The sequence below is a fragment of the Alteromonas australica genome (assembly GCF_000730385.1).
GTDB classification, from domain to species: Bacteria; Pseudomonadota; Gammaproteobacteria; order Enterobacterales; family Alteromonadaceae; genus Alteromonas; species Alteromonas australica.
Genome location: NZ_CP008849.1, coordinates 1,961,498 through 1,977,607 on the forward strand (window position 1 = coordinate 1,961,498; position 16,110 = coordinate 1,977,607).

Annotated in this window: 12 protein-coding genes and 1 other RNA gene; 4 read left to right on the plus strand and 9 right to left on the minus strand. The window is 45.0% G+C overall.

Going from position 1 to position 16,110, the window contains the following annotated elements; all coding sequences use genetic code 11:
* Positions 1-352: 352 nt before the first annotated feature.
* From EP13_RS08670 to ssrA, 6 genes are all read right to left on the minus strand, one after another.
* Positions 353-2,548: a TonB-dependent siderophore receptor gene (locus EP13_RS08670; RefSeq protein ID WP_044056940.1), complete on the minus strand. Its 2,196-nt coding sequence runs from the start codon at positions 2,546-2,548 to the stop codon at positions 353-355.
* Positions 2,538-3,848 (minus strand): DUF3526 domain-containing protein, encoded by a 1,311-nt coding sequence (locus EP13_RS08675; protein ID WP_044056941.1) that lies wholly within the window; start codon positions 3,846-3,848, stop codon positions 2,538-2,540. The genes EP13_RS08670 and EP13_RS08675 overlap by 11 nt, the downstream gene beginning before the upstream one ends.
* Positions 3,845-5,287 carry an ABC transporter permease gene (locus EP13_RS08680; protein WP_044056942.1) on the minus strand — a complete coding sequence of 481 codons (1,443 nt, stop codon included), beginning with the start codon at positions 5,285-5,287 and terminating at the stop codon, positions 3,845-3,847. Before EP13_RS08680 ends, EP13_RS08675 begins: the two co-directional genes overlap by 4 nt.
* Positions 5,284-6,006, minus strand: a complete 723-nt coding sequence (locus EP13_RS08685) for an ABC transporter ATP-binding protein (RefSeq protein WP_044056943.1) — start codon at positions 6,004-6,006, stop codon at positions 5,284-5,286. The genes EP13_RS08680 and EP13_RS08685 overlap by 4 nt, the downstream gene beginning before the upstream one ends.
* A gap of 605 nt (positions 6,007-6,611) precedes the next feature.
* Positions 6,612-7,031: a hypothetical protein gene (locus EP13_RS08695; protein ID WP_044056945.1), complete on the minus strand. Its 420-nt coding sequence runs from the start codon at positions 7,029-7,031 to the stop codon at positions 6,612-6,614.
* A gap of 127 nt (positions 7,032-7,158) precedes the next feature.
* Positions 7,159-7,518, minus strand: a transfer-messenger RNA (tmRNA) gene (ssrA, locus tag EP13_RS19080).
* A gap of 131 nt (positions 7,519-7,649) precedes the next feature.
* On the opposite strand from ssrA, the gene EP13_RS08700 reads away from it, so the two are divergent.
* Positions 7,650-8,906: an NADH:flavin oxidoreductase/NADH oxidase family protein gene (locus EP13_RS08700; RefSeq protein WP_044449464.1), complete on the plus strand. Its 1,257-nt coding sequence runs from the start codon at positions 7,650-7,652 to the stop codon at positions 8,904-8,906.
* A gap of 48 nt (positions 8,907-8,954) precedes the next feature.
* Here EP13_RS08700 and smpB read toward each other — a convergent pair whose 3' ends face one another.
* Positions 8,955-9,434 (minus strand): SsrA-binding protein SmpB, encoded by a 480-nt coding sequence (gene smpB, locus EP13_RS08705; protein WP_044056946.1) that lies wholly within the window; start codon positions 9,432-9,434, stop codon positions 8,955-8,957.
* A 177-nt stretch (positions 9,435-9,611) separates the two neighbouring features.
* Here smpB and EP13_RS08710 point away from each other — a divergent pair, with 177 nt between their 5' ends.
* Both EP13_RS08710 and EP13_RS08715 read left to right on the plus strand, forming a co-directional pair.
* Positions 9,612-10,043: a type II toxin-antitoxin system RatA family toxin gene (locus tag EP13_RS08710; RefSeq protein ID WP_044056947.1), complete on the plus strand. Its 432-nt coding sequence runs from the start codon at positions 9,612-9,614 to the stop codon at positions 10,041-10,043.
* Positions 10,040-10,399, plus strand: a complete 360-nt coding sequence (locus tag EP13_RS08715; protein ID WP_044056948.1) for an RnfH family protein — start codon at positions 10,040-10,042, stop codon at positions 10,397-10,399. The genes EP13_RS08710 and EP13_RS08715 overlap by 4 nt, the downstream gene beginning before the upstream one ends.
* Positions 10,400-10,450: 51 nt before the next feature.
* Here the strand turns inward: EP13_RS08715 and EP13_RS08720 are convergent, their stop codons facing one another.
* Positions 10,451-10,930 carry a MarR family winged helix-turn-helix transcriptional regulator gene (locus EP13_RS08720; RefSeq protein WP_044056949.1) on the minus strand — a complete coding sequence of 160 codons (480 nt, stop codon included), beginning with the start codon at positions 10,928-10,930 and terminating at the stop codon, positions 10,451-10,453.
* A 33-nt stretch (positions 10,931-10,963) separates the two neighbouring features.
* Entirely contained in the window at positions 10,964-12,934 is a 1,971-nt protein-coding gene (locus EP13_RS08725; protein WP_044056950.1) for a BCCT family transporter, read from the minus strand.
* 304 nt (positions 12,935-13,238) lie between these two features.
* Between EP13_RS08725 and EP13_RS08730 the strand changes: the two genes are divergently transcribed.
* Positions 13,239-15,947: a TonB-dependent receptor gene (locus EP13_RS08730; protein WP_044056951.1), complete on the plus strand. Its 2,709-nt coding sequence runs from the start codon at positions 13,239-13,241 to the stop codon at positions 15,945-15,947.
* The last annotated feature ends 163 nt before the right edge of the window (positions 15,948-16,110 follow it).

Genomic DNA, 16,110 nt, shown 5'->3' on the forward strand with positions numbered 1-16,110 from the left:
ATGTTGGTTTATACGATATTAATAAACAAGGCGAGTACTTGCGGTGACTCACCCTAAGAGAAGACAACATAAAACTACCCTGTATTTTAACGAGTTAACGACAATCCGTTTCGAAAGATATGTATTGAAAGCGTCAATTTTGCAAAGGAACGATATGTATGGAAGGTAGCTAACGGGGGCAAAGATTGTTAAATCGATAAAGGTAATTAAAGCAAAAGAAAAACTCAATTAGACATACTTAGCGGGAGAAAAGTGGGTTAATGCAAGCCGTCATCAGCATGATGAGAACAAGCCACGCACAATAGTGACTTGTTTAGATATGATTGATGTAGGTATTGATGCAAGGACTCGTTTAAAAACGGTAAGCGGCGGAAATTCTAAAACGACGGAGCGCCCCAGGTTCTACCCACACTTCAGCAAACGAGTTGGTGTAGTGCTCTCTATCAAATACGTTGTCGACTTCTGCCCGCACCAGCAAATTTTCAGCCGGTTCGATTTGCGCGAATGCGCGTACCGTGGTGTAACTAGGCAGATAAAAATCGGTACCCGTTTGACCCAGGCGTTCATCCACATAGAGCAACCCAGAGCCTAGTCGTACCGGCATGTCTGAGATTGACAGGCTTTTACTCAGCTGAATGCTCAATTGATTTTCAGGCACATTGATGAGCGGGTCTCCAGCTTCAATCGCGGCTACGAAGTTAGCATCTTCGGCATGGTTTGTACTTTCAGCATCAATAAAAGCGTAAGACATCCAAAGCGAAACACCGTTTTTAAACTCAGCATTGATATCAAGTTCAACCCCACGACTGCGCGCCTTGCCAGCCGGGGTTAAGAAAAAGCCGTCTGAGGCTTCTTCACTGCTATCAAACACTAAGATGTTGCTTTGCTCAATGTTAAAGGCAGAAAGCGTAACGTCACCTCGTAGGTTGTCGAACATTGATGTGAGGTCTGCTTTTACGCCCACTTCTACAGACTCAGACTGGTTCGGCTCAAATGGGTTGCCAGCGTAGTCGGAACCCGTAAGTTGCCTGAAGCCTTCGCCGTACGTGGCGTAAAAACTCAGGCTGTCATCCAGCAGGTATACAGCACCAAGCTGCGGGGAAAAACGAGTGTCATCTTGAGACGTGGTGGTAACGGGGTCGTTTAAACGATTATCAATTTGCTGCTCAAACTTATCAACGCGGCCACCAAAACGCACTTGAAGCTTGTCGGTAATGTCTATCTGATCTTGAATATAGAACCCCCAAGCTTCTTGTGTTTCCAAGCGGTCTAGGTTGTCAGATAATTCAACATCCGCTACGGGTGAGTAGTCAGGGTTGAGAATATCGATCACCAGGTATTGGCTCAAATCCAAATCACTAATATCAGTATCGCTGGAAAAATACGCGGGGCGATAGCGCAATATCACTTGGTCATTTTCAAACTTATCGTAATCGCCGCCAATAATAATGCGGTGGCTAATTGAGCCCGTTTCAAATTCACCTGCTAATTCACCGCGTAACACCAAATAATCAGTTTCAAAGTCGCGATAACGTTTAAAGCGAGAAAGTAACGTTTGGTCTGGGTCAATAAACACGGTTTGCCGACCTTCAAAGTTAGTTTCTAATGCATTACCTTCAAATGTGGTATCGCGTAAACCGGCACCTAGTAGGAGGTTCCAGTCATCGTTAAGTTTGTGGGAAATTTCCAGTTGGTGACCTACCACGTCTGTGTTTATCCTGTCTCCCGAAGGGTCACCAACAAAGGTTTCAATAGGTTGAATGCCCAGTTTTCCATCTATGGCTATCACGCCGCGATCAAAAGGGATTTTTTGTTCTGTATATTCAAGTTCGTAAGTAATACGGGTGTCTTCTGAAAACTCCCAAGAGAGCGACGGGTAAAAGCCGACTTTTTCTGTTTCTACGGTATCCCTAAAACTCTCTGCATCTTCATAAAATCCAACAAGCCTTAGGCCTACGTCTTCTTTGCTGCCTAAAACGGTTTGCACATCGGCTTCCAGCCTAACTTGTTCCCAACTGCCATAGGTAGCTTTTACCTCACCACCGCTAAGAAACTGTGGGCGTTTAGTCACTAAGTTAACCGCGCCACCCGGTTCGCCTCTACCAAACAAAGCGGCCTTGGGGCCTTTTAATACTTCAACATGATCAATGCCCGCTAAATCACGCGGGCCACCAAAACCACGCCCAGCATTAAACCCATTCACCAAAAAACCACTGGGTAGGTTTTCGTCCCCGGAAAAACCACGAATAGCAAAGCTATTCCAAAGGCCGCCGAAATTGTTTTGGCGTGCAACAGAGGCCGAAAGATCTAAAGCATCATTGAGGTTGATTGCACCAGCATCGCCAATTAGCCCTAAATCAATATCCTGTGCAGCGGCAGGAACTTCCTTATATTCAAACGCTCCCTGATACGCGCGATGCAAGCCGTGTACGGTAATTTTTTCAACATCAGCTTCAACTTGGTTACTTTCGCTTTGTGCTAAAGCAGATGTACTGAGTAATGCCGATATACTGGCCGCAAGTGATGATTTCACCCAACTAGTTTTCATTCTTCTTTTCCTGTGAGGTTTTTATGCTTGGTGTAAATTGTGGCAGCGCTTCAAAGCTTTCTTGAGAAAATTCAGGCGCTTTGAAAAGGTGGTAGTAATAGAATTTACGCAGTGCCTGATGAAAAGCGCGCACGTCATTTTCATAACCCACCATTGCTTTTACGTCAGTGTTAGCTGCATTTGATAACAAACGTTGAGAGAGCAAAGACGGGGAAAGCAGCGCTACGTAGCTTGCAATGGTGTCTTTTTGAAGCGTTGCAGCCTGATAGCCTTGCGACAATTCGCTAGCGGCTTGGTCGCCCACTTGCTGAAACGCGTAATACCACTTCCAGTTAAATGAACTGTCTCTTTCAGGGTTGAATGTTGTGTAATCGGCCCACTGCGGGTGAGTGGCAATGAAGGCGCGCCACGTATCTTCAACGGGCTTATCCCACGCGCTGTTTACCGCTTCGCGCTGGGTAAGCACAATGTCGCCACCTTCAGGTGTTTCTACCACAGCATTAATTAACGTGTGTGCGGTCACCGGCACGACAACTGTGGTAACAATCCAAACGCCTAGCATGATAGAGGCGAGGTGTGTTGCACTGAAATTAGTAAATCGCTTTGCCGCGCCAATTGAAAGAACAATACCACTCCATAGTGCAATGTTACCTATCACTATCGCGCAAACGGTTAATATAGACGGTAACGAGGCGCCGTTAACTAACCCGAAAAAAACAAACGGAATAAGTGTAACAAGCGCCAAGGGAACTAAGGTGACTAGTGCTCGTGCTGACCAAATAGCATGGGCATTACGCGCGGTTACATTAAGTAACTCGAAGCGGCGGGCTTCACGTTCTTTCGCTTTTAAGTCGTAAAGTAGCAATATGATAAATAATGGCAGCAATACACTGGTAACAAAGGCAAAATCAAACCGACCTAAAAATGCCAGCTCTGGGTTATCTGTATCGCTTTCATAAATTTGCCCTTCTAACGCCAACATACGTATGCGATGCTTCCAAGGAAATACATCCCGTTCACCTACGGCAGCAAACGCAAGGGGGGAAGGGGGCGCGTAGGTTAGGTGAAACGCGTAATACGCCACCATGCCGTAGTTAGACTGGTGGGTGATAACGGCTTCACGCTCTATTTGGTCTTTTTCTAATAAGCGTTCAATCGTGGCTTGTTGTTCCTGCATTTCCACATGTCCCGACCACAACGACGCCGCACTTAAAAGAAACACCACGAGTAAGGTAAGCTTTATTTGTCGGTGACCGAACACAAAACCGGCTTCACGTTTAATATCAGTAAAACGCATCATGGGTTTAACCTCCTAACAGCCGCTTTTAAAAGCAAGGCGGTAATGCATACCCAAACAAACAGTTGTAAAAAGTAAATAAGCGCGTTTGAAATGCGTGTGTTTGCGGCCTCTGGTTTGAAATTAAACTCTGATAGCAACGCCCAATTGTCTGCAGCTACAACCGCTTTATCCGCCGCTTCTTCGCTAGCGTTACGGTTCATGTCGAGTTTGTAGTCCAACTTCTCAACATGCACTTTATTCAGCCCTTGAACAAACGCTAAGCGCAAGGCTTCTGCTTCTTTTAGAAAACGATGATGGGTTTCAAGGCTAGTACCTGCCAATATTGTTGAGATAGCGCGCACCGCGACGGTAGGCGATAACCATCCAAACTGACGTGCAATTTCAGCTTGTTCTAACTCTTCGTTCATTCTGTTCTCAGCGAACTCATTAAGCACTTTTGCTTGCCTGCCTTCTGAATACTGAGCAACAACACCACGGAAGTTAACGGGGAGCTCGTCAACAGAATCAACATTGTATTTCGCTAATAAATCTTCTTTTAGCTTTTTGAATGCAGGGTCGTTAACGTCGTGACCATCTCCCAAACTGCGAAGCTTTTCTTCTACTTTGAAATCGGCTTCTAGTTTGCCTATTGAGGGGGCAGCATTTGTCGCTACGCTGCTTCCCAAGCGAGGAAATAACACGCACACAGCCATCCAAATAACAATAAGCACGGTGAAGCTAACGCTACTTTTCTCAAATAACGCTGAACACGCAGTGACAACGGTAGCCCATAGCAAGAAGTAAACGGCGTAACTTAGGCAAAACAGCAGCACAATCAGTGTACTTTCGCTTGAGAATGCAACATACAGGCACGCCAAAAGCAAAGGCAGCAAAAACAAGCTACTTGCTGTAACCAGTGCTAATAACTTCCCTAACATGAGTGGCCAGCGAGTAGTACCTTGAGACAATAACAGGGTAAGAGTACCCGCTTCACGCTCTCGTGACACACTGCCGTAGCCAATAAGAATAATAAATAATGGCGCAAGCACCAGCGCAAGAAAGCTTGGGGTTAAGCTACTAAAACGGGTAAGCCCAGCTGATTGTCGCTGCTGGGCAAACATGGCGCTATTTTGGCGATGGCCTTCTAAGAAAATAGCGTTACCTGTGTAGGTATCTACCCCAGGTTCTATCACACTTAATGGTGTAGGTGCCCGAAATACGTAGTGACCATAATGCACCATGCGGTGAGGGTGCTTATCAGGCTGTGCTTTAAAACGTTCTTCCGCTTCAGTTTGAAGGTGCTCTCTTGCGTGTGCAGCTTCCTCAATGTGAAACGCATTTACAACAAGTGCCGCAAGGGTAAGGATTGCCCCTAGCATGAGTACCGTAGCGGCGACTTTTGTGCGCAGCCAATAGCGCCACTGATCTGCACAAATGGTTTTTGCTACATTTATTATCATGCTTTACGCCCTGCAAATGCGGCGTGTACCGCTTCTGTGTCGATAGGCGTGTCGCCAACACGTTCAAACGAACCGGTCAATTTACCGTTACTTAAAAGCACAATGCGGTGAGCCACTTGGCAAGCGCCGTAAACGTCGTGGGTTACCATAAAAATGGTAGCGCCGTTGGCCGCTAGTTCAGACACCAACGCATTAAATTCATCGATAGCGGCAGGGTCTAACCCTGAAGTGGGTTCATCTAAAAACAACACAGGCGCATTGCGCAATAAGGCGAGCGCAATTGCGGTTTTCTGGCGCATGCCTTTTGAATAGTTTGATAGCGCCTTGGTCCATGCACCTTTCTGAAGAGCCACTTTGCGTAGCGCAGCAAACACGGCGTCATCTGATTTATCGACCCCAGCCACTGACAAAAAATAACGTATGTTTTCTAAGCCAGAAAGGTGGCCATATAAGGTTACGGATTCAGGTAAGTAGGCCACTGACTTTTGTACTTCATTGGTATGTTCTGCTACCGATAAACCCATCACAGAGGCACTCCCCGTGCTTGGCTTCATTAACCCAAGAAACGTTTTAAGGGTGGTGGATTTCCCCGCTCCATTACCGCCTAAAAGCGCAAATACTTCGCCTTTCCCTACTTCAAAATTGAGGTTATCTAGAATCGTTCGTTGATCTATGTGAACCGATAACGCGTTAGCGCTAATTACTGAATTTGTTGTCATTGTTTAAAGTATACGTCTATTAATTTTGTGTTATGTTATATTATAACTATTATTGTTTGCAATGCAGAGTAGGTTTTTTATTTGCAAAACGTAAGCAGTGGGGCAGTATAGGGACTAGCAAGGTGATAACCGTGAGTAGCTAGGTGTTTACCACGGGGATATGCAGGCAAGTGAGTGGAGGTTTACAGCAATTATATGGTGTTTAAACGAATTCAGCAGCATAACCATCAAGTAGGTGGCAATCTGATAAGCGTGCGTTACCAACCCTTAACCACAAAGCTCACCCTTCACAGCAACAATAACCAAGTGCTACAGAAACATTTGTGTTTTCGGCCATTTCACAAGGTGGATGTTTGTATTGATGGTATCTTTTACACGGTCAAAATAACGTGGGTAATTTTGTGGCAATCGCGCTTGTACAGCAAGCAAACGCTCATTATAAAAGAATTGTTGCCTCAACGGCGTAGACGTTCCATCACGATGATAAGTTATGGCATGTGTATTTTGCTGATTCGTTTATTTATGGTGCTTTTAGAACCTTAACAAAGTAAAGCACGAATAAGGTTCTTTTATCATCTTTTCGTACTATTCGGTTGATGTTCTCGCTAAATACGAGCCCGTTTTTTAACCACATCAACGGCGTACAAATTGTTTTTTGTGTTGTAAATAGCATTAACAATTATAATCAATGTGCGGTCGGATTCAGTAAAGGTTGTTACTGTGGTTTGCAAGCTCGCGCCATCCACTAAAGGAATGGAAGTGTTTTGAGAGGTTCTGGTTATTGCTTTCAAATTTTTGTCTGATAGGGTTCCGCGACCTGATTCCTGCGTTGTCTCGCCGTCAATTGAAACGGTTTCCATGTAAATTTCGACACCCTCGGCGTTATAACCGGTAACGACAGCGAAATTCCCCCTTTGTTCTACAGAAACACAATTTGTAGAACAAGCAGGCTCAGCAGAAGTGGGCGCAGCATAAGCAGGGAGCAACGCCGTAAGTACTAATAAACAACAAAATAAACGCATCATAATGATATCCCTTCACGCTATGAGGAACCTTCATGTTAAAGCGAGTGATGAAATTTTGTACTGAATTTGCTATAAATTTACATAGCCGGAAAAGCAAAAAGCCCCTAAGAAGGGGCTTAATACAAATTGGTGGAGCTGGCGGGATTTGAACCCGCGTCCAGAAAATGTCTACCTTTGGTACTACATGCTTAGTTTGTCATTTATTTAACTGCTTGGAACTCCGACAAACAGGATTTCCTTGCAGCTGGCCTGATACTGTTTCGCGGTTCACCCTCAGACAAGGTTCCCTCGCTATCCTACTTGGATGACCTTCCGAATCCCCGCTAGCAGGAAAAGACTAGGGTGGAAGGGCCTATACCGGTTATTAAGCGGCTAGTGCGTAAGTTTCGTCGTTTGCGACTATTTAAATGCGGCTTTTTTAAGAGGCCAGCCGCACCTCTGCATGCACCTCCGGCGTCCTAGATCCTGTCGAATCCTAATCAGCCCCGAATGTGGATGCGAAGTATAACATATCTAAAATGCTGTTAAACGTTTCTTTTATAAAATGACTTTCAAAAGATGCATTTATCATCAATAACCTTTAAAGTAGGGCGGCTTAAAATCACGTTTGAAGTGCCAATGTGTTCTAATTCTAAAATATATACACCCTATACCTTGCCTTGTGGCGTTACTGTGCGTAATCGGCTAGTAAAAGCGGCAATGGAAGAAAATATGTCTAGCCAAGGTAATTTGCCCGGTAGTGCGCTTTATACGCTTTATCGGTATTGGGCTCATGGCAATTTAGGCATGGTCATTACTGGTAATGTCATGGTAGATAAACAGGCCATGACAGGGCCCGGCGGTGTGGCGCTTGAAAAGCATACACCGTTAGCGTCGTTCGAACGTTGGGCTAAAATTATTAAGTCAAACGGTGCTTTAGCGGTGATGCAAATAAATCACCCTGGTCGGCAAGTGTTCAAGAATATGCAGGGCAAAGCGATTGCACCTTCTGCCGTTCCCCTCGATATGGGTAAGCATTCAAAATTGTTTGCCCAGCCTAGAGAAATGACCTGCGAAGATATTCACGATGTGTGTCGCCGTTTTGTTGAAACTGCGAAACAGGCAGAAAAAGCAGGCTTCGACGGTATTGAAATTCACGCGGCACATGGTTATCTGCTTACCCAATTTTTATCGCCGCTGACGAATCAGCGTCAAGACGAGTGGGGCGGTTCTATTATAAATCGCGCCAGGTTGTTGATTAATATTGTCAGCCAAATTAGGGCGGTTTGCGCGAAAGGCTTTATTGTCATGGTGAAGCTGAATTCTGCTGATTTCCAGAAAAACGGGTTTAGTTTTGATGATGCCTGCGATGTAGTAAACCGCTTAGAAGCCTTGGGTGTGGATGTTATTGAGTTGTCCGGTGGTAGCTACGAAGCGCCTGCTATGCAGGGGCAAACCCGTGACGACACTACGCTTGCCAGAGAAGCCTATTTTCTGGAATTTGCCCATACACTAGAAAATAAAACCGATATCCCTTTAATGACCACCGGCGGTATAAAACGTGCCGCAGTTGCTGAAAGGGTTATTGAGCAAGGCTGTGAGTTGGTGGGGTTAGCCAGTGCACTCGCCATAACGCCAGATTTAGCTAAAAAGTGGCAACAAGAATGGAGCTATTCTGGCATTATTCCTCATTGTGGCTGGCGAGATAAATCGTTAGCCAGCTTAGCAAATATGGCAATGGTACGGCGTCAGCTGCGTCGTTTAGGTAATAATCTCACGACATTGCGAAACCCTTCGCCCTTGTGGAGCTTGTTGTTAGATTTAATGCACAGAAAATCGATGACCAAGCGTGACGTAGCGGCCAGTCAAGCTGAGCCAGCGGCTCACGATGAGTGAATTTAAAAGGTGCTGAAGGCGTTTATTTAGGGAAAGGGTAAAGCACAGCTACACGCTGTGCTTCATCATACGTTCTTTCTGGCGTTGCCAGTCTTTGTCTTTCAATGTATCTCGTTTATCGTGGGCGTGCTTACCTTTAGCTAAGTGAATTTCTAATTTTACCCAGCATTTTTTCCAGTACATAGACGTTGCTACAATAGAGTAACCTTGGCGGTCTCTAGCGCCCATTAAACGGTCTATTTCACGCTTATTCAGCAGTAGCTTTCTTGCCCGCTCTGGAGCGGCTACCACATGGGTAGATGCTTGGCTCAACGGGCTTATTCTACAACCCACCAAATAGGCTTCAGCGTTCTGAATAATAATGTAGGCGTCGGTAATGTTAACTTTACCCGATCGGATACTTTTAATTTCCCAGCCTTGAAGCTCTAAACCAGCTTCAAATTTGTCTTCGAGAAAATAATCGTGACGCGCCTTTTTATTTTGCGCGATATTTCCGGTGGTGTTTTTGTTGGCTTTATTCTTTTTCATAGGCGCTATTATACTGATTGTGTAAAAGAATGTCTGTACACCCAACGCAATATTTAATACTTCGTGGGAATGTTTTGTGTTCAAGCCTATATGGGGGCGTTAGCAGAAAAGCGAAGGTGAGTAAGGCGAAAATATTGTGCTACAATGCCGCTTTTGAAAATTGAAGTAGTGGAATAAATGCCAAGTATTCAACGCAGTGCTTTGGTAGCACATAGCGCAGAGGCAATGTTCAATTTGGTGAACGATGTTGCCGCCTATCCACAATTTTTACCCGGTTGTAGCGATAGCAAAATTCTTGAAGCCTCCCACGATGTGATGAAGGCATCATTGTTAGTGGCAAAAGCGGGAATTAAACAATGGTTTACCACCCATAATGTGCTGGAGCCTGGTAAGCGTATTGATATGCAATTGGTTGATGGGCCGTTTCGTTCATTAAACGGAGGATGGACGTTCTCTGCATTGTCAGAAGATGCCTGTAAAATTGAGCTTAATCTAGAATTTGAATTTTCCAATAAATTGGCGGAAATGGCCTTCGGTAAGATTTTTAATAGTTTAGCGTCTAATATGGTTCAAGCTTTTACAGAGCGTGCCAGGAGCGTATACGCGTGAGTGATTTAATTAATTGTGAAGTTGCTTATGCCTTACCTACTCAACAAGCGATTGTGAGTGTGGCGGTAAAGCCCGATGCCACCGTTGAAGAGGTAATTACGGCGTCGACTATTTTACAGCAGTTTCCAGACATTGATTTATCTAAAACCAAGGTGGGTATATGGAGTCGTGTGGTGAAGCTGCGCGATTCCGTGAGTGATGGCGATCGCATAGAAATATACCGCCCGCTTATTGCAGACCCCAAAGAAATTAGAAAGCGCCGAGCTGAAAAAGCGAAAGAAGAAGGGCGGGCCGACAAAGTCACGGGTGGCCGCGTTAACCCATTAAAAGCAAAAGAATCACAAGGCGAGAAATGAAAATAGCCAGTTATTACACTGGCTATTTTTAATGAAAAATCACGAGCAACACTACATGTTCTTTTCGGTAATGCTGCCTAGTTCCAAGAAAGGTGATGCGTCAATATCTTCTGCATCCATCATGCTAGCAATACGTTGAACCGTGGCTACCATTTGACTTTGTTCCCATTCTTTAAGCTGCGAAAAACGCTCGACAAAGTGCTCTTGAAGTGGGCGAGGTGCATCAACTACAGCCGCCTTACCTCGTTCTGTTAAAAACACGCCCACTTTACGTTTGTCTTGGGTGCTCCTAATGCGCGTGGCAAGATCCCGCGCTTCTAATCTATCGAGAATATTGGTTATGGTCGCCGGGCTCAAATTAATGGAGTCGGCAATTTCACGCACCATTATGCCAGGGCGCTCTTGAATATTTTGCATAACCAGAAGTTGTGGGCCGGTTAAGCCCACATGCTTACTTAGCTGTTTGCTTCGTAGGTCTACGGCGCGAATAACGCGCCGTAACGCTACCAACAGTTCTTCTTCTTTTCGCATTCTTAATCCAATAAAGAGGTAACCACGCTAGGGTTACTTAAGCAAATGAATAAAGTGTTGATGCTTGTGGAACTGATCAATAACATCGTTAATCACTGAGATTTTTGACCACCCCATGATGTCATAGTTCTGTCCACCCTCACTTAAGTGTACTTCTGCGCGATAGTACGTGGGCTTTTCGCTTTCGTCTACCTCTGGCATATCAGTTGGGCCAAATTCAGGCTGTTCAGTGGCCGTCATGTACACAGCGTAAACAAATTCAGGGTCGTTACCCATGGTTACCGTTAGCATTAAGGCTTCATCGGTTTCCTCTATGGCAACATCAAACTGCTGAACTTTAAATTCTTCGCCAACTTCTGCCATGGCCGTACGGACTGTTTTATTCACAAAACGACGCACAGCGTTTTCGTCTGGAAAAGATACAATATTCTCTAATCGGTCTTTCCAGTTTTTGTCTGTGTCACTGTGAAGGGGCGTGCCTGCCAGCACTTGTAAACTTTCCCGTTTATAGGCTTCTATACGCAGCGCCTTCAATAACCCCATAATGGCAATAAGTAGCACTATGGCGAAAGGCAGGGCAGCGGCAATGGTCATGGTTTGCAATGCGCCTAGCCCTCCAGCGTAAAGCAATACCGCGCTTACAACACCTACGCCTACCGCCCAGTAGATGCGTTGCCACAGCGGTGTGTCGTTTTTACCGTGTGAACACAGCATATCTACGACCATGGCCCCGGAATCACAAGATGTCACAAAGAAAACCACAACCATCAGTACAGCAATTAAACTTAATACCGAGGAAAAGGGGAACTGCTCTAAAAACACGAACAACGCCACTGAGGTATCTTCATTCACCATGTTTGCCAGTACATCTTTACCTTGCACTAACACTTGGTCGATTGCACCATTACCAAATACTGTCATCCAGAAAAGGGTAAAGGCAGAAGGAATAAGTAGCACGCCCATCACAAACTCTCGGATAGTGCGGCCATACGAAATTCGGGCAATAAACAGTCCAACAAACGGTGCCCACGCTAGCCACCATCCCCAATAGAAGATAGTCCAACCACCTATCCAGTCGGTTTTTTCATAGGCGAACAAGTTGAAGGTATTTCTAACTAAATCTGAAAGGTAAGCCCCCGTATTTTGCATATAGGCTTGTAGTAAGAACACCGTAGGACCAAGTATTAAAACAATAAGCAGTAGCAGAATGGCAAGCACCATGTTGGTTTCAGATAAAATACGAATACCTTTATCTAAACCCGTGGCCACTGAAATAACCGCTAAACCGACTACGCCCGCCATAATCATTATTTGAACCGTGGTGGTAGAAGGTAAGCCGAATAGGTAATTGAAGCCAGCATTGACTTGAGACGCCCCAAAGCCTAATGACGTAGACACCCCAAATACGGTGGAGGTAACGGCAAATATGTCTACCACATGCCCGGGCCAACCATATATACGATCGCCAATTAACGGGTAAAGGGCTGAACGTAGGGTTAAGGGTAAATTCTGGCGATAAGCAAAGTAACCTAGAATTAGCGCCACTACTGCGTATATTGCCCACGCGTGCACACCCCAGTGGAAAAAGGTGGTTTTCATGGCCTCGCGAACAGCATCGATACTGCCTGCTTCAGCGGTAGGGGGGGATAAAAAGTGCATGAGCGGTTCGGCAACACCAAAAAACATTAAACCAATACCCATGCCGGCTGCAAATAACATAGACAGCCATGTTTTAAAACTGAATTCGGGCGTGGCGTGATCGGGGCCTAGTTTAATCTCGCCGTAGCGTGACATTCCAAGGTACACCACAAAAAGTAACACAATGGCTACCGTTAAAACGTAGAACCAACTACCGTTGGTTACAATAACGCTTTGAATAGCTTTAAAGAGTGAATCTGCTGTTTCAGGTGCACTAGCAGCAAAAATAAGCAGAGCCACTATCAGTATTGAAGACGTGTAAAACACGGGTTTGTTAAGTGGAGAATGTGCTTGAGTGTCGTTCACGCGCTAAAAATCCTTTGTCTTATCTATCGTATTGTTATTAATACGGTGAAATATACCGCAAGGTGCAATTTTATTACACTTTAGTTTAAATGATTAGAGTACGTCTATTATTGTATTTTATAAAACGGTAAGTGGCCGTTTGGCCGTCGATTATAACAGATGTGTAGGTGTTTTACATTTTTTAGAAATACTTAGAGTAGAAATTAATTTCTGTTTGTGGGTTAATGTAAAGGATCTTTTTGATATGTGTTTCAAGTAAACACAGTCCAAAGAATTAAAACTACACAAAGGGAAAACACACACCATGCGAAAAACTCAGCTTAGCTGTGCGATTGTCGCTGCACTGGCATCAACCACGCTTGCCGCGCAAGAATCTGAAGCCCCGGCCAAACTCGAAACCATTGAAGTTACTGCTACAAAGCGTAGCGAATCTATTCAAGATGTGCCGGTTGCGGTTTCTGCACTCGACGGAAAAGCCCTTGAAAATTTAGGTATTGATAACTTTCAAGACTATGTCGAATTCTTACCGAACGTTGTATTCCAAGGTACTGGGCCTGGCCAAAACGAAATTTATATTCGTGGCGCTGCAACAACCCAGTCCAGTATTACCTTATCTTCAGTTCAAGCGTTACAACCCTCGGTGGCGTTTTATCTTGATGAAATGCCTGTGTCGATGGCAGGAAGAAACCTTGATGTTTATGCCACCGACGTACAGCGCGTTGAAGTACTTCCGGGGCCACAAGGCACCTTGTTTGGTGCTAGCTCACAAGCAGGTACAGTACGTTTAATTACGAATAAGCCCGATCATTCAGGTTTTGCCGCAGGTTTTGATACCAGTATCTCTACCACCAAAGGTGGCGATATGAGCAATTCTGTTGAGGCGTACTTCAATATTACGCCTACTGATAACCTAGCCTTTAGAATTGCAGCCTACAATGAGAGCCAAGGTGGCTGGATTGATAATGTTGAGAATGATCCAGAGAACGGCGGTTACATTGGCAGTGCTGTGGTTATCGACCGTATTTCAGCGGAAGCCCTTCAAGCCCAAGGTATCGACCCCGTTGCGATGGATGCTCGCCGCGAGATTAACGGCTATTCAAGCAGTGAAGCGTCAGTTGTTAGCCCGCGTAATAGTGAACACGTAGAAGATAACTTTAACGACGCCATGTACTCTGGTGCACGTTTTGGCTTGTCTTATATTATTAATGACAGTTGGGACGTCTTGGTTCAACACACGGCGCAGACGTTAGATACAGAGGGTGTGTTTGCCTACGATCCTACCCTTGAGGGTGAATCTTCTGCTATTCGTTTTCAAGCTGATGAAAACTCTGATGAGTTTGGCCTAACCAGTTGGACGTTAAATGGACGATTAGAAAAGCTTGACGTCGTCTACACAGGCGGGTACTTAGACCGTGAAATAGACACGCTTACCGATTACACGGGTTATACTAATGGCGGTTTATACTCGGCATTCTACGTGTGTAGCTACACTGATCTCGACAGTCCAGATGATGCACGCTGCTTAGACCCTACTAAATACTACAAAGAAGACACCACCAGCACCCGTTTAACGCATGAACTTCGCTTCAGTACCACCATGGATACACCATGGCAAGTTACCGCAGGTGTGTTTTACGATGAACAAGAAGTTGGCTCGGTAGGGCAGTTTAAAATTGCAAGCCCTGAACTTTTTGAAAACTTAGACAGTTCATGGAATGCACTAGCAGGTGACAAAGGCATTAATAGCGACGGTGGCCCGTTTTCTCCTGAAATAAGTTTTGTTAATGATGTGACGCACACCATTGAACAAATTGCTGTATTCGGGCAACTGGGTTATGAAATCACCGATTCACTTACCGCAACCTTTGGTGCCCGTTGGTATCAAATTGACGATATATACCGTGGTGCAACCTCTACTCGCGACGTCACTAGTCGTTTAGAGGCGTACGGTTCTGGCGTTTTAGACCCTGCAGTCTACGACGACTTGGGGCTAGATGGCGATGATCTTGTTACCGCTATTCAAGACGGTTCATTGGACGTTAGCTTACTGGATGATGATGGCGTACTCACCGTAGACGACACCATTTTTAAATTTGGTATTGATTGGAAAGTTAACGAAGACGTATTGCTATTCGCCAACTATTCAGAAGGGTTTAGACCGCCGGTAACGAATCGTTTAGGTGGCGACAAAGCCGCTAATCAAGATGGCGCGTTTAATGGCTTCCGTGTACCGGTTTATTCCACCACAGATACCCTAGATAATTATGAAATTGGCTTAAAAGGCGATTTCTTAGATGGCATTTTGCGTGTTAACGCAACAGGTTACTATTCAGAAATTAAAGATCTGCAAACCTCTCGTTATGACCCCACAAACATTAGTTTCTTAGTGTTTACTGATAATGTGGGCGACGCAGAAGTAAAAGGGATAGACGCTGATATTACCTGGTTGGCTACCGACAACTTAGTTATTAATGCGGCGTTCAGTCTTCTGGATACCGAACTTGTGCGTATTAACCCTGAATTAGAGGGTATTGCCGCTGGAGTCGGCAGTAAGCTGCCTTACTCGGCTGACTTCTCTGGCAATATTAACGCACGATACTTCTTTGAACTGGAAGGGGGCAAAGAGGGCTATGTTAACGCCTCACTTACCTACACAGGGGATCGCCTTGCAGGAATGGTAATGAATGCCTATGCCATGGAAGACGCTACGCAGCTAATTTATGGCACAGGATCTGGCCTTAAAATTGAAGATGAAGCCGACACGTTTGAAGGGGCAACCTATCTTGGCTCAGACGGTGAAGTGTTGCGAGGCGGACGATATATCCAAGAAAGCTATGTTATTGGAAACGTATCTGTAGGTATGACCTATGAAAGCTGGAAAGTTGAAGCATTTGTTGACAACGTATTCGACAAATCAGCCATCTTAAATATTGATACTCAACAATATACGCCTAAGGTGGTGACAAATCGCCCTCGTACTGTGGGCGTGCGTTTCTCCTACGATTATTATTAATCGCGTGTGGCGTTAACGCATTGTTTAGCGCGATAGGAAAATAAAAACGGTAGGCGGAAGTCTGCCGTTTTTTTCCATTCCAAATTGGGCAATACGCTGTACTATTACCTTCACCATACTGTAAAGCGCTTTCCTATAGGTTCTTTTTCACATTGTAATGTAG

What these genes read in the sequence shown, in the direction of transcription:
- EP13_RS08695 (WP_044056945.1), bottom strand. Translation starts at nt 7,031, where the DNA reads ATGATGCGTTTATTTTGTTGTTTATTAGTACTTACGGCGTTGCTCCCT.
- EP13_RS08720 (WP_044056949.1), bottom strand. Translation starts at nt 10,930, where the DNA reads ATGCGAAAAGAAGAAGAACTGTTGGTAGCGTTACGGCGCGTTATTCGC.
- EP13_RS08680 (WP_044056942.1), bottom strand. Translation starts at nt 5,287, where the DNA reads ATGATAATAAATGTAGCAAAAACCATTTGTGCAGATCAGTGGCGCTAT.
- EP13_RS08685 (WP_044056943.1), bottom strand. Translation starts at nt 6,006, where the DNA reads ATGACAACAAATTCAGTAATTAGCGCTAACGCGTTATCGGTTCACATA.
- EP13_RS08710 (WP_044056947.1), top strand. Translation starts at nt 9,612, where the DNA reads ATGCCAAGTATTCAACGCAGTGCTTTGGTAGCACATAGCGCAGAGGCA.
- EP13_RS08670 (WP_044056940.1), bottom strand. Translation starts at nt 2,548, where the DNA reads ATGAAAACTAGTTGGGTGAAATCATCACTTGCGGCCAGTATATCGGCA.
- EP13_RS08730 (WP_044056951.1), top strand. Translation starts at nt 13,239, where the DNA reads ATGCGAAAAACTCAGCTTAGCTGTGCGATTGTCGCTGCACTGGCATCA.
- smpB (WP_044056946.1), bottom strand. Translation starts at nt 9,434, where the DNA reads ATGAAAAAGAATAAAGCCAACAAAAACACCACCGGAAATATCGCGCAA.
- EP13_RS08700 (WP_044449464.1), top strand. Translation starts at nt 7,650, where the DNA reads ATGTGTTCTAATTCTAAAATATATACACCCTATACCTTGCCTTGTGGC.
- EP13_RS08675 (WP_044056941.1), bottom strand. Translation starts at nt 3,848, where the DNA reads ATGATGCGTTTTACTGATATTAAACGTGAAGCCGGTTTTGTGTTCGGT.